Origin of the sequence: Streptomyces sp. NPDC047974, from assembly GCF_040653375.1 — a bacterium.
Taxonomy (GTDB): Bacteria; Actinomycetota; Actinomycetes; order Streptomycetales; family Streptomycetaceae; genus Streptomyces.
Map to the genome: position 1 here is coordinate 1 of NZ_JBEZNU010000059.1, position 18,828 is coordinate 18,828.

Below are 18,828 nucleotides of genomic sequence, written 5' to 3' on the forward strand. Positions count from 1 at the left end.
GGGTGCTGCGCCGCTGCGCGGCGCTGGGCTGGTTGCGTGGGGGCGGGCACCTTCGGTGACCGCGGGGTGGTGGGGGTTGGTTTGGCGGGTGCGGGGTGGGGGGTTGTTTGTGGTGGGGCGCCCGCCTGCGGCGGGGTGTGGTGCTGGTAAGTGGGTTGGTTTCGAAGGTGGTTGATGGTGTGTTGGGTGGAGCGGGGTGTGGTGGGTGGTGTGCGGCCCCTGCGGGGCCGGCGGTACGTGCCGGCTGGTTGCCGCGCTCGAGGGATGCCACTTCGAGTGGTGCCGGGGTGGTACTCCACGGGCCGTGGGGACGCCACATGGGACGTCACTGTAAGTGATGGGTACGGGGGAGGCTCGAAAGTTGTTGTCTAGACCTGTATCAAACACCCCAAATCTCCCATATGTCGCCAACTATCAAAAATCTTGCTACGGGTGAGGGACACTCAAAAAGCTGTCAGCCGGAAGTCTTCTGGCGGACCCTCAACACCCCATGCGGAAAGCGCATCAAGACGCACCGTCACCCACCACCCTCAGAAGACAGACGCAGCCACAGGGGCGCACCGGCAGGGTGCTGTGTGCCGGGGCGCGGCCCGGGCGGCGCCGACTGCGGAGCACGCCGCTCGAGCGGGCAAGCGGGCAGGGGCCATGCGCCGGCGACCGGAGAAAAGGGTTGGGGAGCAGCCCCTCGCCTGCATGCGGAAACCGCATACCCGACAGGGGCGGTCCTCCCTTATGCGGAAACCGCATCCCCCTGCCTCACAGCCGCGGGGAGCAGCCCGGGCTCGTTCCGCCCCTGCGCGCTGAACAGGGGCGGCTGGCGTGGGCGCCATGACCGGTGGTTCCCAGGCCAGCCACGAACAGGGGGGGTGGAAGGGGGGTCGTCGACGCCACGGAAGGCAGCGTCGGCTCGACAACGGCCTACCCATCCCACAGTGCCGGCCGGGGGAAGAATCCCTTCTCGGGCCCGGCCGGTGCTCTGGAAAAGCCACGGCCGGAACGCCCCCTCACAGCTCTCAACCCGGGCCGCCACCAGGGGAAACAGTCTGAGAGGCTCTCAGGGGCCCCGCACTCACCACACCACCACCCCAGGACAGAACACACCCCGGCCCCTGCCCCAGGCCCTCCGCAGGGCCGGCACGCACGCACCCGAGCAGGGCCGGGCCAGCACCGGCGACAAGCAGGAGCACCAGGAAGGGCGCGGCACGGATCCAGGCCCTTCGCCGGACGCGGGCTCCGCCCCACCACACGATCAAAGACAGGCAGCAACAGGAGTAGGAGTGGGAGTGGGAGTGGGAGTGGGAGTGGGAGTGGGAACAGTGCGCCGCGCTGGCAGGAACACCACCCAACAACCACCCTGTATGCGAATTCCGCATACTGCATACAGAACCCAGCCCCTATGCGGAAAACGCATCACCCCCACAACCGAGAAACCACCTCCCCCACCGCCATCGCCGAGACCACCCCCGCCGGTACACAAAACCGGAAGCAGAACCTCGGCCGACAACCACAACAACACCCCCGAAGGCCACCCCCGCGCGTGCGGGGAACAGCCCCCGTTCAGTCCCTCCCAGGGCCGCCACACAGGCCGGGAGCAGCAGGCGGCCAACAACTCCTTCACGTACCGCGAGGGGCCATCCCCCGCCCGGGCCGGGAACTGGTGGTCAGGGCTGGTCCGGGCCGGCCTGTCCCGCGACCATCCCCACACATGCCGGGAGCAGCCTCGGGAAGTGGGGGGATGGAGACCTGCCCGTCACACAGACCCGGACCGGACGAGAAAACCCCCTGCCCGACCGGTGCCTCACAACTCTCAGCACACCCCACCACCAGGAAAAACAACCTGAGAGGCACCCAGGGATCCGCACACCCACCACACTGCCCCGGACACAGACCACACCCGACTCCCCCACCACCAGGACCCCACAGACACCACAGGACCGGCGCGCGGCGGGCGGCCAGCACAAGCGGGTAAGAGGGCACCCGAAAGGGCGCAGCGACAGCACAGGCCCTCACCGGGCTGGGGGCACCCTGCCCAACAACACGCCCCGGGACACAAGGCAGCAGCAACACCACACCACGCCACGCCACGCCACGCCAACAGGAACACCACCCGACAACCACACCCCGCATGCGATTCCCGCATACCGCATACAGAGATGCAGCCCCACACGGAAAACACATCACCCACACAGCCGCGAAACCATCCCCCCACCACCAACCACCCACACGCGTACGGGAAGCAGGACCTGACCGAGGACCACAACAACCCCACCAGGCCACCCCCACAGGCACGAGGAGCAGCATCGGCCCCGAGCCGAGCAGAAGAGTCCGGACTGACTCCCTCGCCGGCGGCCCGGTCGGCAGGAGCCTGGGACGTGGTCAGCGGTAGTCGTTGAGCCAGTCGCCAGGGATCAGGTCACGAACGCGGTCGAGATCTGCTGTCGTCCGGCCGCGGGCCCAGATGGCCACACCAGCGTCTTCTCGCAGAAGGACGTCCCGGCTCAGGAACCACCGGGAGCCGTTCTCCTCGCCAGCGGGATACGCGGGGAACGGCAGCCGGACGGCGTTCTCCTCCAGGAGCTCGATGCTGTCCTCATCCGGGTTGAGGAAGTCGCACAGCTCTTCATCCGCCTGCACCTGCACAGACTCGGACAACACGATCTCGACGAAGCAAAGGGACAGATGCTCCAGCCAAGGCTCCCACCGCTCGGCGCTCTTGTCGGCCAGGTCAAGCCGCATGAATACCGCAGGATCGCCGTCCTGGAGGCTGTTCAGGAGAATGCCCCACGACGCGGCTCCCTGGTTCTCGTGACGGAAGACCAGGGCTTCCCTGGCGTCATCCACATACAGCTCAGCCGGGTCCAGCAGCACGTCGTGGTTACTGGTCAGATCTTGACGGCGACCGAACAGCAGATACGCCTCGCGCAGCGCGGTCGGCAGCTGGACACCCAGCCTCTGCTCCGCCGCCCGCAGATCGGCCTCCGCCCACCCGTCACCGTCCTCCAGGCCGCGGACCCAGTGCGCAGCAAAGTCCTGGATGAAGATCCACGCACCACTGCGGCCATCGACGCCCCTGGCGAGCGACGCAACAAGATCGAACCCTTGTGTCATGCCAGGACGATAACCGTCCCGCTCGTCAGTCCTCTCCGCACCCCGACACGCCGACCATGCGTTCTCGGAACTCGGCAACATTCTCGCGCTGCTTGATCAACATCTGTTGCTCAAACTCGACATCAACTGTTCCTGCCGCACATCAACGAAGCCACCCAGGCCAAAGCCAAGCAACAGGCGAAGAAGTAGCCCTCACAGATGACCGGTCACCCTCTGGATGTGGATCAAGGCTTCCGGCGACCTTGGCGATCGAGATAGTCGACCAGTTTCGCTTCGCTGCGGCGCAGTCGAACAGACTCGTCCTCAGGCAAGGAGCCCAGCGCGTCGACGAGGACACGCGTTCGAGGGATGTGGACCATTGCACTGGAGTAGATCCGGCACCCGGAGCACCATGCCAAGCCGACGCACCGTTCGAACATTGAGGACTCGGACGGGTAGAGACGGAACTGGTAGGAGCGGACAGCGGTCCCGCAGGCAGCGCAGCTTCGGCGATCACCGTCCTCGACCGTGTCCCAGGTCGCCACCTTGAGCCAGTGCCACCGCCTTGCCGGTGCTCTTCAAGTCGTCATGCGCAGCATTCTCGCTCATGGCCCATCAGCCCACCTCAGCAGCCCCACGACTACCATGGCTGGCCCTGCTGAGACCGGAACCCGGAGCCAGTTCAGGCCGGAACAAAGGCCGCTTCAACCACCGACGTGGGGCCAGCCCAGACCGAAAATCTGGGGCCATTTCGCGCCGTTAACGCCAGACGACATCGTCGCGGCCCTGGAGGCCGGGGCGGTAGCAGGCGCTCACACTTGGACCACCGCACGGAGCCGAGCCGCGGTTCGAGAACGGCTGGTTCGCGCCGCGTCCACCGCCATGCTCCTCGCCCACCTCCAGCAGAGCTCCTCCCCCGACCCGCAGAAGGAACCTGACAAACCATTGCGGGTCTAGAAGCGGACCGTGACCCACCGCCGCGTTTCGGGATCCCATCCCACATCGATGATGTGCCCATCCTTAATGCTGACGGCATGCCACCTAGCGGAGGGCCAGTCGGGAAGCCACCTGACAGTGGTCGGTACATCGCCAAGTTCCTGCACGTCCGTGAAGCCGATGTCAGGAAGCAGCAGCAGGGCGTCAACCGGGGTCTTGGTGGACAGCTGGATCCGCGTGCCCCCTTCGGTGGTGACAGTGAGAGCGGAGGGGGCCGATTCGCCCGTCTCCTCCTCTGCCACGGCATCGCCGGCCTCCATCTGCGCCTGGAGCAACCGCGGTGACCGGCGGAGGATCGCAGGCCGTGGTACGTGTCGCAGAATGCGCACGGCTGCTTCTTCGATCCGCTGCCCCAGGCCCGTGCCCAGTGATGCCACCACCGCGGTGACGAACGGCGCAAGCGTGATCGCGACCAGCACATCGGGTGGCGGGAGAGGCCCACCGGGTATGTCTCCGGGCTCGCCGGAGCCGGTGTAGTACTCCTGCTCGTTCAGGTACGCAGTGATTTGATCCCTCTCGCGCATCCCGCCCCCTGTTCAACTACGCGCCCGACGAACGATCTGTCGGCTTCTCCTCTAACGAATCCGGCAACAATCAGGTTCCCCTGAGGAGTTGCTGCGGGCGTGCGGGCCGAGCCAGCCCGAGACCCTGGTAGTCCTGGAGCAAATGGAGGCCAACCCGCAGCCGGTGAGCAACCGGAACGGGCGGCGGGGCCGAACAGGATGTTCCTGTCCGGCCCCGCTGTCGTTGGTCAGCCGAAGTCGGGCGGTTCCTGCCGAAGCCGGCCAGCTCGGCTCCCGTTGCAGACGCGTGGCAAGCGCGGCCCAAGCTCCTATCAGCCTCACCTAGCGGCTTCTACATGAGCGCGGCGAGGGCCTGCTCAGCCATCTGGATGCCCTGGGTTGCCGCCATGGTGGTGGTGGCCGCCAGGAGGTGCTCCTTGAGCTGGGTGGCGAACTGGCGCAGGCGGCCCGGTTCGGGGTTGCTGGAGGTCGCCTCGGTGTGGAGGTCCTGGGCGACGCGCTCCAGCTCCACGCGGTCGTGGTCGGACAGGCCCAGGATGGGGCTGACCTGGCCGACGTACCCGGCGAGCTGGACGAACAGCGTCGGGTCGACACCGTCGGTGTTGTTCTGGGTGAAGTACTGCTGCTCGCCGATGATGACGCCCTTGGCGTTCGGCATGAAGTTGTTGTAGGTGGTGCCGGGGCGGGGCTGGTTGACGTGGTCCTGCACGCTTCCTCCAGTCAGGGCGCAGCTGACGCCCTGGGGTGTGATGGCAACGGTGGGGGGCTCGGTGTCGATACGCTCGATCAGCTTGTGCTGTTCCAGGTGGGCGAGCGCTTCGTGGAGCTCGGGGCCGGTGATCTCGGATCCGGCGAAGTAGGCGGCGGGCGTGTCGAGGAACATCACCGGGTTGGTGGGCTTCTGGTCGCCAGCGGTGTCGAACAGCCACCGATGGAAGGCGTCCATGGTGTAGCGGAGGCGGGCAGCACGGTCCAGGCGCAACTTCTTCAGCCGGTGGATCGCGACGCGGCCCGCGTCGGTGGGATAGACATCAGGAGTGCCGCCCATGGCGCGCACGACGCGAACCAGGTCGCGCTGCTCGAGCTCGAACACGAGCACGGTCGGGTCCTCGTCCGGCAGCTGCTGCTCTTCGACGAAGCGGGTCACGTCGATGTAGCGCGAGGGGTTCTGCTGGGTCTGCTCGTCGAGCCACATCAGGAGCCGGGCCAGAACCGGGTCGCCTTCCGCGGCATCACGGCCGGGCATGGTTCCTCCTGTGCCAGTCGCCTCGGTCTGGATCGGCACCCGGATGGGGTTCCGCTTGGCTGCGCGCTCGTAGCTCTTCGCGATGTCCTTGAGGTGCTTCTCGATCGCGCGCTGGTTGATGCGGGCCACGTTGCCCTCCTGTCTCAGGTACCTCAGCCAAGGGTACGGACCGGGTCCGACAACGGTCCCTCCGTTTACGGGACGCCGAGCGGGATGCCCGCCGAGCCGGCGGGCACCTTCTCATCGGCGGCCGAAGGACCTGCCCAGGGACAGCTTGCCTACTCCTCCGGGTCGGTGAGCCAATGGACGACGTCGAGGTTGGCCATCTAGGCCGTGTGTCGAAAGTGGATCTTGGGCTGTGAATGATCACGGTTCATGGGTCGGAGAGATCTCACGGACGAGCAGTGGGCGGTGCTGGAGCCGCTGTTGCCGAGGGGCGCCAGAGCGGGGCGGTCGCCCGTCTGGCCGCGGCGCCAGCTGATCGACGGCATACGGTTCCGGGTCCGGACCGGCGTTCCGTGGCGGGACATCCCCGTCGAGTACGGCCCGTGGAACCGGGTCTACGACTTGTTCCGCCGGTGGCAGCGGAACGGAACCTGGCAGCGGATCCTCACTCGGCTCCAGTCTCTGGCCGACGCGAAAGGCGCGATCGTCTGGGACCTGAGCGTCGATTCCACGGTGTGCCGTGCCCATCAGCATGCAGCCGGGGCCCGCAAGCGGGGTGACCTGCAGAAGGAGCCACCGGGCGGCATCTCCACCGAGCCCGGTGATCACGGGCTGGGGCGCTCACGCGGCGGGTTCACCACCAAGCTCCACCTGGCCGTCGAGCAAGGTCAGAAGCCCATGTCGATCGTGGTCACGGCAGGACAGCGCGGGGACTCGCCGCAGTTCGAACCGGTGCTGGAGAAGGTCCGCGTGCCCCGCATCGGACCGGGCCGGCCACGCGTCCGGCCCGACCGCGTGCGGGCCGACAAGGCGTACGCCTCCCGCAGAAACCGCGCCTACCTGCGCCGACGCGGGATCCGCTGCACCATCCCGGACAAGGCCGACCAGGCACGCAACCGCCAGAAGCGCGGCTCCCGCGGCGGTCGGCCGCCGCATTTCGACCCGGCCGACTACCGCGAGCGCCACGCGGTCGAGTGCGGGATCAACCGACTCAAGAGACACCGCGCCGTCGCCACCCGGTACGACAAGCTCGCCGTCCGCTACGAGGCGACCGTGCTCGTCGCGTCCATCAACGAGTGGCTTTGAACGGAGGTAGCCCTCCCGTCCTGGTTCACCAGTCCCGGCCGGCGGTCAACTCCTCTGCGTCTGCTTCCGTGAACTCGTTTGCCGACGCGACGAAGCAGAACTCGTCACAGATCCACTCCCGTGCCGCCGTCTCGATCCCGCTTCCGGCCGCCACGAACTCCCTGTCCAGCAGGTTGAACTCCTCCGTCGCAGCCTGGGTGAGCGCATACAAGCTCTCCAGGTCCGACGGCCGCTCGGCCTCGATGCGCTCGCACAGCCGCAGCAGGATCGCCTTCCCCCGGTCGACCACGTGATCAGGGAAGTACGAGTCGTCGTACATCTGCCGCAGGAACGCGTGTCCTGCTACCTGCTGGTTTGTGATCGGCATGGCACTTCCCTACCTCCGCGCAAAACTGACGCGCCGATCATGCACAGCACCACTGACAATGACGCCCCGATGGACGCCAAACCTCACGCGACCATGACTTTCACAACAGGCCCTAGACCACCTGCGTCTCGTGGTCGTCGCTCTGCAATACGAAGCGGTACGGGCTGGGCTCCGGAACGTCACCGATGTCTGAGGCCAGACCTCCTATCAGCTTCACCTATCAGCAGGCCCATTCACCTGGGGAAACAGGGGGTGGACCTATCAGGGTCACGGCCGGCATGACCGTGGTGAGGTCCACTCATCAGCCGCGCCCGTGCGACTCGTGCAGGCGCCGGCGGAGCGGGAAGGAAGGGGCGGCCCGGTGGTACTGCTCCCAGAGCGCATCTGGGCACCGGGCCTCGCCCGCGCACGCCATATCGGCGCGGGCTGTGCCCGACCCTACCCGGGTGCGGCGGGGCGTAGGGCCGAGAGGGGCGGCGGGGGGGTGCCCCTATCTGTTTGGTCAAGCCGTGTGGACGCCTGAGGGTCCCTCGGTGGAGGCGTCAGTCGTGTCGGTTCCGGCGTATCCGTAGGTCCAGCCGGCGGCAATTTCATAGCCGTTGGCGTCGGCATCGGCTTCGGCGTGCTGACCTTCTTCGCCGAGAAGTCCTACCCCAAGGCGGTCCTCGCCGGTGTCCTCGCTGCCGCGGGCTGCACGGTAGGGCTGCACAGCCTGATCGACTGACCTGCGAGGTGGGGCAGGTTCTTCCTGTCCGACCCCGTGGCACGGACGTCAGGCGGCGCTGAACTCGTGGGCGGGGCCTCCGCGCCACTCCACCCACTGCGGGTCGTCCCAGATGGCCTCGGGTTCGGCGACGCCAGCGCCCCCGAGGAACACGACCAGGTCGTGGTCGCTGTAGGCGGTGCCGAGGATCTCGTCCTGGCCGTGGCTGTGCACGGTGACTCTCCGGCCGCCCGAGAGGGAGGGCCGGTGCACGACGATCGGCGCGCTGGTCACGCTTTCCAGCGTGCCCCGGGCCGGTTCGCTGGGCGAGTCGGCCCGGGGCGTCATGTCACCTGCGGAAGCGGGGGAGCCAGGTGCCGCCGGCCTTCTGCTCGGGCACGGCCTGGTCGTGCTCCTGGTGCTCGGGCCCGGCCTGCGGGGCTTGGCGTTCGGCGGTGACGGCTTGCTGCTTGCAGTCGTCGCACAGGTGCGGGTGGGTCTCGCGCGGGGCGCTCCACCCGGCGGGCTCGATGGCCCTCCACCGTTCGTCGGTGAACCGGGTGCCGCAGTCGGCACACACCGGGCGTCGGGCCTCTCGCTCGGCCTTGTGCTGGGCGGCGATGCGGCGCAGCTCCTCCTGGTGCTCGCGCTGGCGGGCGGCGTACTCGGCCTGCTGGCGGGCGTCGTGGGCTTCGCAGCGCGGGTTGCCGATCGCCTCGAGGAGCGTCTGGTTGTGCGGCCGGCCGAAGCGCCGGAAGACCGCCCCGGCCGGACCGTGCTCCTGAAGCTGCTTCATGCCAGTGACGACGATGGGCAGCTTGCCGTCGTACATGTGGAAGCCGCCCTCGTACCAGGTGCCCTTCCAGTGCCGCTCGGTCAGCTCGGCCAGCTGCGCGACGACGGTGTTGGGGTTGCGCGGGCCGATCCGGTTGAAGACGAGCAGCAGCGGCGGGTGCGGCTGGTCGCCGCGGCGGCCGTCGGGCACCCACCAGCGGGTGCGCCACATCGACCGCTCACGGCCGTCGACGTCCTTCACCTTCCGCTGACAGAACCGCGTGTACTTGTCGATCTTCGCGGCGAGGACCTGCGCGGACTCGAAGCAGTTGTCGATCTCCACGAACAGCAGCGGCACCCCGTCCTCGGGGGCGGTGATGACGATGTCCGCCTGGGCGCCGCCCTTGCCCGGGTTGGACCAGGTGCCGGTCGCGGGCAGCGCCACCTCGGTCGCGTAGGAGGCGATGGTGCCCAGCCCGGCGGGCGCGTCGAAGGCGGCCTGCGCGGCGGCCCGGATATCGGCCGGCTCGCTGACGAGCTCGGCGAGGTTCGGCTTCGGGCGCAGCAGGGCAAGTACGGCCTCGTTGACCGTCATCGGGTGGGAGGCGCCGGTGCGCCCGGCGCCGCGGGCCGTGTCGCCCATCTCCCCCACCGGCCGTCCCAGCTCGCGGGCCGCAACCTTCAGGCCCATCGGGGTGAGGTTGCGCAGCCTGTCTCCGCCCGGGAGCTGCCCGCCGTTCTCCACCAGGCCGTGCTTGCGCAGATCGGACAGCGCCCCGGTATGCGCGGCGGTGCGAGCCTGCTTCCGCTTCGACGGCGTCGGCTTGCCGGTGTGCCGGTAGCTCAGGTGCGGAGCTGAGATCTGCTGGATCTGTTCGACGGTGGCGACCTTCAGCACTCCGAGCACGCGCAGCACGTCGCCGCGCAAGTTGTTCGACGACCCCGCCGGGTTCTCCTCACGCTTGACCGCCATCAGCTGCGCTCCCTCTTCGTCGTCTGGCGCGCGCGGTCGTCTGCCGAGCGCCGGCCGCGCCCGGCCGCCAGGGGCGTCCGGCCCCGGGACCCGATGATCTCCTCCTCCACGGACATCACAAAGAAGTTCAGGGGGAGAGAAGAGGGTTGTGACAACGCGGCGCGCGGCCGAATCTGCGGGGTGACCTGGGCTTTCTTCATCCGGCTTGATGTCGGGCACCAAAGTGGGTTCCACAGTGGCCTCCCAAGTGCGCACCGCAGGAGGCCGGGACGGCTTACCCGGCGCTGGTCGGGGCGGGCGTGCCGGGCGCTTTCCGGGGGTCGGTGCGTGGTCATCGCGGTGGCTCCTTCGCTTCCGGCCCGCCCTGGTGGGCGGGACCTCGAGGGAGCAGCGTGCAGCCGACCCCCTTGTCCGCGGCCTGACCGTGGCCGGTAGCGGACGCTGTCTAGGGGAAACGCGGCCGTGGTCGGGGCGGTAGCAGAGGTGGACAAGGGGGCGGGGCCGGGTTCGTGGTCGGCCCGACCACCCCGGACAAGGGGGCCCGGTTTAGCCCTTGCAGACCCGATTCGCCGGTTTCGGCTCGGGGGAGAGTTCTCCGTCCCTCTGTCCACAGGGCCCCGCGCCGACCATGCGAAAACGACGCCGTGAGACGCACGGCGGTCATCGTGAGGAGCGCTTCATGCCGTACCTGATCCCGACCCGTACGCCGCTGACGCCCGAGCAGGTGGAGCAGGGCTTCGACTACCTCCTGGCGCTGCAGACGAGCGGCGGTACCTACGCCGCTGGCCGGGTGGAGGCGACCCCGGAGCTTGCGTTCACCCTGCTGCAGCTGGCCGAGGACATCATCTGGCCCGTCACGGCCGTGGACGGAGAGGCCGCCGACCTGTGCGCGGACTCCTTCGCGCTGGACGAGGTCGGGTGCGTCCTGCTGTCCGCGCTGCGGGACTGGGCACGCGACTCCGCCACCACGGCGGTGCCCGGAATCGCCCGCAGCATCATCCGCTTCATCGAGAACGTCATCCCCGACCTCGACGACCACGGAGACACCCACGCCACCCTGGAGACGGCGCGCGACGAGCACCTGACGCTGGCGCACGCGGTGCACTCCGCACCGGGTGCGCACCGCTGACCGCACCACCGCACCGGGTGGGAGCGCACCGGTGCGGTGGAGCGCACCCACCCGGTGCGCACTGGTGCGGTGGAGCGCCCATCCAGTGCGCACCGATCCCATCCGGCGCGCACCACACGATGCGCACCACCGTCCATCCGGTGCGCACCACTCGGCGCGCGCCCAGTGCGGCCGGCGCGCGGGAGTGGTGCGCACCGGGCGGAAGGCGGTGCGGTGGAGTGGGCCCGGGTGGAGGCGCGGCCCCACTCCCGTCGATGGCGTCCACTTCCACCCGGTGGGCTCCACTCGGGGGAGTGGGTGCGGAGCGCGGTGGCGTCCACTCCCGGACGTGGACTCCACTCGGTGGAGTGGACGCTGGGCGTCGTCGGTGCGCACCACCGCACCGGGTGCGCACCATCGGGTCCACTCAGTGGCCGGCCTCCCGGCCGCGGTGCGGTCCGGGTTGCTGTGGGCGGTGCGCCTGCTGGTCGTCCGGGCGCACCGCGTCGGCTGGTGCGGTGTGGCGGTCCGCGCGGACGCGGGAGTCGTTGACCATCTTGGTGCCCGCCTCCCGGATGCGGCGCAGCCGGTCGGCGGTGAGATCGAGGGCTTCCACGTCCGTGCGGGACTTCCGCAGGGCCCGCAGCGCTGTCATGTCGATCGCGTCTCCGCGACCGGCTTCCGGCTCCTGGTCGTCGTGCTCGGGGTCGGCCGGCTCGGGTGCGAGCAGTTGCTCGGGCATCGCCGCCTGCTGGTGGGCGACGACGTCGTACGCCCGGCCCCGCACGGCGGCGGTCGTGGTGGTGCGCGCCTTCTCCCGCACCACCGCACCGGCGAGGACGGCACGCTCGTACTGGAGCGGGATGCGCGGGATCTCCCACTCCCCCGCATCCTGGCCCGGCGGCCGGAGCGCAGCCGACTCGCCGGGATCGGCCGGGGGCTGCCGGTCCGGGTCGGGCGCCGGAGTAGGTGGGCGGCGGCGGGCGGGAGGTCGGCCAGGTCCCACCGGGCGGTGTAGAGGCGGTAGTCCGCCAGCAGGCCGATGGTGGTTGTCGGCTCGGTGATGTCCAGGCAGTGGGTGGAGATGGCGGCGGCCACGATCTCCTCGTCCAGGCCGGGGTCGCGGCGGCGGCCGCGCAGGACCAGGGCGAGGTGGCGGCGGGCCTCGGCGAGCAGGTGCCGGCGGTGGAAACGGCCGCCGTCGTTCATCACGAACACCGTCGCGGTGACGTCGACGGCCGCCAGGGCGACGTCGACCACGGCAGCGACCCGGGCCCGGATCGCGGCGGCCGCGGCGCGGGCGTGCTCGAGGAGGGAGTTGATGACGTCGGCGGCGACCTTGGAGGTGAGGATCGCGCTCACCTTCCACCAGGCGCGCAGCTGCGCGAGCGGCTGGGTCTTCCGCTTGGGCGGGCGGGTCTTGCGGGCGGCGATCTGGTTCATCTTCGCCCGGGCCCGCTCGGAGACCACGGGCAGGAACTTCAGCTCGCCGTCGTCGTCGACGGCGGTGACGTACTCGTGCTCCAGCTCGGCCAGGCAGGCGGCGATCTGGTCGCTGCGGCGGGCAGTCCAGCGGATCAGCTCGTGCGGCACCCCGGCAATCTCCATCACCGGCCCCCCGCGCCCCGGGGTGACGATCCGCGGCTCGGTCGCCAGCCCCAGCGCCTCGCAGACCTCCGCGGCCACCAGCTCGTTGTAGAGCGCGGAGGCCGCCACGGTGTTCTCGTGCAGGGCCAGGGTGTGGACCGAGCCCCACTTCCCTTCCAGGCGCTGCCCCTTCACGCTCAGCAGCAGATGGTCATGCAACAAGGGTCGACCTGAGCGATCCTCGTAGTGGCGGAAGCGGGCGGCGAGCAGACCGCCGGGCGGACGCACCCGGTAGATGCCGTCCTTGCCGTACCGGATCACCGCGACCTCGTCCTCGATCCACTCCAGCACCCGCTCGTGCGCGGCCTCGATCACCAGACGGGTCTCCTCATCCCCGAACACCCACAGGAGGTAGATCGTCGGCTGCGGCCGGAACACGAAGTCCACGCCCGTGACCGTCACCCGGCGTCCGAGAGCGCCGGCCTTGAACGCCTCCTTCGGGGAGTCGCCTGCGGCGAGCCGCTCGGCCTCGATCCGAACTGCGGCCGGGTGGCGGCCGCGCTCGCCGAAGAGGTTCCGCAGCTGCTGCTCGGTGACCTCCTCACCTGGCGCGAGTCCGAGCGCGGCAAGGCTGCGGCCCATCCACCGCCCTACCGGGACCCCGGCTTGCTCCTGGGCAGTACGCAGCGGCGTTCGGGCCGGGCGACGGCCGCCGCCGACGACGGTCTCGCGGAAGTAGTAGCGGTACATCTGACCGGCCCGGATACGCCTGATATCCGCTGTCATGCAGACCACGCCACACGACTCTGACGTGGAAGAAAAGGCCGATCAGACCGGCGTCCCGCCAGGCGGAAGGAGCGGCCGAACCTTCTTCTCAGGTGCCCGCCGGATGGGAAGCGTCCCCGTGCCGGACGCGAATGTCATCGCTCTCCGGCAGCACGCACAACACGATCCGGACAACGCCATCAAGCGCCGCTGAGCATCGCCTACCCAGCCCCCCGGCACCCGCCGGGGGCTTCCTCGAGCTGTCTGGAGGAGACCACCGTGCGTATCTTCGACACCTCGCCCTCTTCACCGCCGGCCTCCAGCACGTCACCTCCGCCCAGCGCGTTGACGACGAGCCGAGCGGGTTCCCCGGGCATCGGCGGCTGGGCCAGGGTGGCGGTCGCGCGCAGCAGGTCGCCGGGCTGGATGGCGGTCAACAGCCCGGGCCGGCCACCACCCCGCCGCCTGAAGCGGTGAGGCACCGCGCTCGGGCTGCTGCCAGAGCATGGTCGGCCGGACATCGTCTGGGCGGGAGCCGTCGGGACCTGGCATTCTTGTTGATCTTGTTTGTTGCTTGAGGCGTTGTTCTACGCGGTTGGGGGCTGGTACGTCGTGGGCTACACGATTCCTGAGGGTGTCGACACGATGCTCGATGTGATCGGTGTGGGGTGGCCGAACGTCGACGAGGACGCCTACAGGGACATGGCGGACGCGTTGCGGGAGTTTGCCGAAGACGCGGATGAGGATGCCGGTGCCGCGTACGGGCATGTTCAGAAGCTGCTCTCTTCTGGGCGGAGCGAGTCGCTGAGTGCTCTGGACGAGCATTGGTCGAAGGTGCAGGGCAAGCACAAGGACCTCGCGAAGGCGGCTCGCGTCGTCGCCGGGGCTCTTGACCGGGTGGCGGACATCATCGTGGCCCGCAAGGCCTTGGCGGTGGCGGAGCTGGCCGAGCTGTGTGCCACGGTGGGGATCTCTCTGGCGTTCGCTCCGGTGACTGCGGGGCTGTCGACGCTGCTTGCTGGGGCCAAGATCGCCGCCACGCGTATTGCGTTCAAGAGGATCCTCAAGGAGATGGCGGATGCTGCCGTCGCGGAGATCGTCGCAACCTTCACCGAGCCCGCCGTCGCCGCTATCGAGAACATCGTGGCCGACCTCGCCATCCAGACGGCGATGAACGTGGCAGGGGTTCAGAACGGCTATGACGCCGGCCAGACCGCGCAGGCCTGCAAAGAGGGTCTGCAGCTGAACTCCGCTGGAGGCGCTTCGGTTCCAGGGCCCCGGAGCGGTCCGGAGATCGACCACGACGCTCATCGAAAGGCAGGGACTCATCTGGCCGGTGTGCAGGTCAACATGCGCGATGTCTCCCGAGGCAAGCTTGGCAAGGCCAAGACTCACCACGGCCGCGCCAAGGGCAAGGACTCTCTGACCGCGGCACTCGACACCACCATCGAGGGAGTCACCGAGAAGCTCACCAAGGCTCTGGACGACCTCGGTGATCACATCGGCAAGAAGGTTCCCTCCGCCCTCACCTCGAGTTCCAAGACCCATAAGGACACCGACGGCGACATCCGCGATCAGATCAGGAAGGTCCACGCCAAGGATGGCGGCGAGACCGATGGTCTGGGCGACCGGACGGGAAGCTCCAGGCCTGGTCGTGGTCAGAGCGGCTCACAGGGCAGGAAGTCGCGGCCGGACCGGCTGGATACAGCCAAGGACGATCCCCAGCGTCATGGTGTTCCGCTCGGAAAGAAGACGTGCAAGAACGACCCTGTCGATGTCGCGACCGGCGAGATGACTCTTTCCCACACCGATCTGTCTCTGCCGGGCTCGGTGCCGTTCGTCCTGCGCCGGACCCACCTCTCGGAGTATCGGTGGGGCCACTGGTTCGGACGCAGCTGGGCGTCCACCCTGGACGAACGGATTGAGCTTGATTCCGTCTCCGGAGGCGCCATCTGGGCGCGCGAGGACGGCTCCGTTCTCATCTATCCGCGCTTGCCGGCCGCTGACGACTCCAACGGAGTACTGCCGCTTGAGGGGCCGCGTCTGGCACTGACGTTCGCAGGGCGTGACAACGGTTCCATCACCTACCGCGTCGACGACCCACTGTCCGGCATCACGCGGTACTTCACCGGCAGCCCCTACAGTCAGTCGCCCGCCTACTGGCTGAATGAGCTTGAGGACCGCAATCAGGTCGGCATCACCTTCGTGCGTCGGGGTGATGGTGCTCCGGTCAGGGTGGTCCACGACGGCGGCTACGAGGCAGTGCTTCGCGTCGACGACGACCGTGTCACTGAGCTGTCGCTCCAGACCCCTGAGGGCCTCGTCACCGTGGTGAGGTACGGATATGACGAGTCGGACAACCTCACCGGTGTCACCAACTCCTCCGGCCTGCCGTTGCGGCTCGCCTACGACGCTGCAGGGCGGGTAACAGCCTGGACCGACCGCAACGGCTCAACGTTCCAGTACGTCTACGACGAGATGGGGCGGGTCGTGCGAACGATCGGCCCCGACGGGTTCTTGTCGTCGAGGTTCTCTTATGAGGGGCCATTGCCGGCTGGCGGCCGCATCACTCGATACACCGACTCTGCTGGGTCCACGACCGTCTTCGAGATCGACCAGCGTCTCCAGCTCGTCGCCGAGACCGACCCTCTCGGCAACACCGTTCGCTTTACCTTCGACGCGCAGGACCGCCTGCTGTCACAGACCGATGCCTTGGGCCACACCGTACGCTTCGAACGCGACCTCGAGGGAAACCTCGTCGGGCTCGTGGCCCCTGACCGCGTCCGGACCGGCGCCGCATACAACGCGATGCGCCTGCCGATCGAGGTCACCGAGCGCGGTGGGGCCGTCATCCGGTTCGAGTACGACGACCGCGGTAACCGAACCGCCGCGGTCGACCCTGCCGGAGCCCGCACCGAGTACGAGTTCAACGACCGCGGCCACGTGACGGGGGTACGCAACGCGCTCGGCGAGCTGACCCGACTAGAGAACGACAAGGCCGGGCTCCCCGTGCGGGTCACCGCGTCCGACGGGGCGGTCCTGCGGTGTGAGCGCGATGCGTTCGGCCGGATCATCGCCGTCACCGACGCCATCGGCGGCACGCTGCGCCAGGGGTGGACCATCGAAGGGAAACCAGCCTGGCGGGAACTGCCCGACGGTACTCGTGAAGAGTGGAGCTGGGATGGCGAGGGCAACCTGACCCGGCATATGGACCGCATGGGCCGTGTCAACAGCTACACCGCGACGCACTTCGACCTTCCGGCAAGCAGTGTCGTCGCCGACGGCGGCACCTACAGCTTCCGGCACGACACGGAGCTGCGGCTGACCGCGGTGGTGAACGCGCAGGGTCTGGAGTGGCACTACCGATACGACGCGGCCGGCCGCCTCGTCTCCGAGACCGACTTCGACGGCCGCACCGTGTCGTACGAGCACGACGCGGCAGGCCGCCTCGTCAAGCGCACCAACGGGGCCGGCCAAGGCATCACGTTCGACCGCGATGTGCTGGGGCGTGTGGTCCGTATGCGTCACGACGACGGTGCCACCTCTGTCTTCGGTTACGACGAGTCCGGTCACGTTGGTGACATCACCAATGACCACGCGCACATCCAGCTCATGCGGGACAAGGCAGGACGGGTGGTCGCCGAAAGCGTCAACGGCCGGACCACGGGCTTTGCCTATGACGTGCTGGGCCGTCGCATCCACCGGCGCACGCCCTCCGGCGCAACCAGCGATCTTGCCTACGGGCCGCAGGGCCTGGCCTCATACGCCACGGGCGAGCACACCTTCCGTTTCGAGCGTGACCTGCTGGGCCGTGAGATCTCCAGGACCCTGAACGAACACCTTGTCCTGCTGCACGGATTCGATTCCGTCGGACGCGTCACGAACCAGTCGCTGAGCCTGCGGGACACCAGCCTCATGCAGCGAGAGTTCACCTACCGGCCGGACGGCGCCCCCGTCAGCATCAACGACAGCGCCACCGGTCTGCGTACGTACACCGTCGACGCCGCAAGCCGCATCACAGCAGTCCAGGCAGCAGGCTGGACGGAACAGTACGCGTACAACACCGCCGGTGATCAGACCAGTGCCGCAATGCCGCAGCGGGCTCCCGGTCAGGACTCCGCTGGAGACCGTCGCTATGACGGCACCCAGCTCACCCAGGCCGGCCGTACCGCGTTCGCCTATGACGGCCAGGGCCGCGTCATCCGCCGCACCCTCACCACCCTCAGCGGAAAGACACTGGCCTGGCACTTCACCTGGGACGCCGAAGACCGCCTCACCCGCGTCAGGACTCCCGGCCACGACACCTGGGACTACAGGTACGACGCGCTCGGCCGGCGCGTGACCAAGCAGCACACCGACCGCTCCGGCCACCTCCTTCAAACCATCACCTACAGCTGGGACGGCTCACAGCTCGCCGAGGAAGACACACACGGCACGACCTTGATCTGGGACTACACCGGGCTCAAGCCCCTGGCCCAGCGCGAGGTGAAGCGGGACAGCTCCCAGCAGGAGATCGACCGGCGGTTCTTCGCCATCGTCACCGATCTGTCCGGCGCCCCCAGCGAGCTCGTCGACGAGGACGGCTCACTCGCCTGGCGCTCCCGCAGAACCGCCTGGGGGGCCACCCAGTGGAGCCGGTCCAGCACCGCGCTCACCCCGCTGCGATACCCGGGCCAGTACTTCGACCCGGAGACCGGGCTCCACTACAACGTCAACCGCTACTACGACCCCGGCCTGGGCCGCTACCTCTCCCCCGACCCGCTGGGACTGGCTCCCGCCATCAACCACTACGCCTATGTCCCCAACCCCTTCACTCTGGCCGACCCGCTGGGACTGGCCGGCTGCGAGGCCGACCCGACCTGGGGCGGACGGGTCACCTTCACCCGAGACCAGCACGGTCGCCCCTTCGAAATGAACGCGACCATCACCAGGGACATGCTCGACGAAGGCACCCACGCCTCACAGTCGCTGCGCCCGCCCGGCTTCATGGGCGGAGACGAAAACCAGGCCCGCGGCCACCTGCTCGCCCGCATGCTCGGCGGTTCCGGAGACACCCTCGACAACCTCTTCACCATCACCCAGAACCCGACGAACAGCCCGGTGATGCGGGACCTCGAGCAAGCGATCTACGACGAGGTGAACTCCCCCACGGGAGGAGTCGCCACCTACAACGTCTACCTCGAGTACACAGACGACAGAAAGGACTCCGTGCCCAAGTACATTCAGCTCGAAGCGTTCGACAAGAACGACAACCCCATCAAGAAGAGCGACGGCACGCCCGTCGAAACCATCCTGACCAACCCCGCCCACGCCCAGCAGCAGCAACAGCGACGCCGCCAAGGAATCCTGTGACCAGCCTCGCCGCCCTGACCCGACTCGTGCCACCCCCCACAAGCCCGCCTGCCACCGACTGGAACACGGTCGAAGCCCTTCTGCAGATGCCGCTG

General features: G+C 68.5%; 12 protein-coding genes. 3 read left to right on the plus strand and 9 right to left on the minus strand.

The genetic code is table 11. The features are described from left to right. Positions 1–2,376: 2,376 nt before the first annotated feature. The 3 genes from AB0E19_RS37055 to AB0E19_RS37065 form a co-directional block, all read right to left on the minus strand. Positions 2,377–3,108 carry an SMI1/KNR4 family protein gene (locus AB0E19_RS37055; RefSeq protein WP_362189130.1) on the minus strand — a complete coding sequence of 244 codons (732 nt, stop codon included), beginning with the start codon at positions 3,106–3,108 and terminating at the stop codon, positions 2,377–2,379. 932 nt (positions 3,109–4,040) lie between these two features. Further along, on the minus strand, positions 4,041–4,607 hold the full coding sequence (locus tag AB0E19_RS37060; RefSeq protein WP_362189133.1) for a hypothetical protein: 567 nt from the start codon (positions 4,605–4,607) through the stop codon (positions 4,041–4,043). A gap of 331 nt (positions 4,608–4,938) precedes the next feature. Beyond that, complete coding sequence (locus AB0E19_RS37065; RefSeq protein WP_362189136.1) at positions 4,939–5,982, minus strand: hypothetical protein; 1,044 nt, start codon at positions 5,980–5,982, stop codon at positions 4,939–4,941. A gap of 246 nt (positions 5,983–6,228) precedes the next feature. On the opposite strand from AB0E19_RS37065, the gene AB0E19_RS37070 reads away from it, so the two are divergent. Next, entirely contained in the window at positions 6,229–7,104 is an 876-nt protein-coding gene (locus AB0E19_RS37070; RefSeq protein WP_362189139.1) for an IS5 family transposase, read from the plus strand. Positions 7,105–7,129: 25 nt separating this feature from the next. Here the strand turns inward: AB0E19_RS37070 and AB0E19_RS37075 are convergent, their stop codons facing one another. The 3 genes from AB0E19_RS37075 to AB0E19_RS37085 form a co-directional block, all read right to left on the minus strand. Then, positions 7,130–7,471, minus strand: coding sequence for a DUF5713 family protein (locus tag AB0E19_RS37075; protein WP_362189142.1), 342 nt, complete (start codon positions 7,469–7,471; stop codon positions 7,130–7,132). Between the two features lie 772 nt (positions 7,472–8,243). Then, positions 8,244–8,468 (minus strand): hypothetical protein, encoded by a 225-nt coding sequence (locus AB0E19_RS37080; protein WP_362189145.1) that lies wholly within the window; start codon positions 8,466–8,468, stop codon positions 8,244–8,246. Between the two features lie 55 nt (positions 8,469–8,523). Further along, positions 8,524–9,921 carry a replication-relaxation family protein gene (locus AB0E19_RS37085; protein ID WP_362189148.1) on the minus strand — a complete coding sequence of 466 codons (1,398 nt, stop codon included), beginning with the start codon at positions 9,919–9,921 and terminating at the stop codon, positions 8,524–8,526. 679 nt (positions 9,922–10,600) lie between these two features. Between AB0E19_RS37085 and AB0E19_RS37090 the strand changes: the two genes are divergently transcribed. Continuing rightward, entirely contained in the window at positions 10,601–11,050 is a 450-nt protein-coding gene (locus AB0E19_RS37090; RefSeq protein WP_362189151.1) for a hypothetical protein, read from the plus strand. 406 nt (positions 11,051–11,456) lie between these two features. Here the strand turns inward: AB0E19_RS37090 and AB0E19_RS37095 are convergent, their stop codons facing one another. The 3 genes from AB0E19_RS37095 to AB0E19_RS37105 all read right to left on the minus strand — a co-directional run bounded on the left by AB0E19_RS37095 (position 11,457) and on the right by AB0E19_RS37105 (position 13,818). Continuing rightward, positions 11,457–11,684 carry a hypothetical protein gene (locus tag AB0E19_RS37095; protein ID WP_362189154.1) on the minus strand — a complete coding sequence of 76 codons (228 nt, stop codon included), beginning with the start codon at positions 11,682–11,684 and terminating at the stop codon, positions 11,457–11,459. Further along, complete coding sequence (gene mobF / locus AB0E19_RS37100; protein WP_362189157.1) at positions 11,681–13,402, minus strand: MobF family relaxase; 1,722 nt, start codon at positions 13,400–13,402, stop codon at positions 11,681–11,683. Before mobF ends, AB0E19_RS37095 begins: the two co-directional genes overlap by 4 nt. 200 nt (positions 13,403–13,602) lie before the next feature. Next, positions 13,603–13,818: a hypothetical protein gene (locus tag AB0E19_RS37105; RefSeq protein WP_362189160.1), complete on the minus strand. Its 216-nt coding sequence runs from the start codon at positions 13,816–13,818 to the stop codon at positions 13,603–13,605. 208 nt (positions 13,819–14,026) lie between these two features. On the opposite strand from AB0E19_RS37105, the gene AB0E19_RS37110 reads away from it, so the two are divergent. Next, the gene (locus AB0E19_RS37110) at positions 14,027–18,733 is read left to right on the plus strand and encodes an RHS repeat-associated core domain-containing protein (protein ID WP_362189163.1); all 4,707 of its coding nucleotides are present in this window, start codon (positions 14,027–14,029) and stop codon (positions 18,731–18,733) included. Positions 18,734–18,828: the final 95 nt, after the last annotated feature.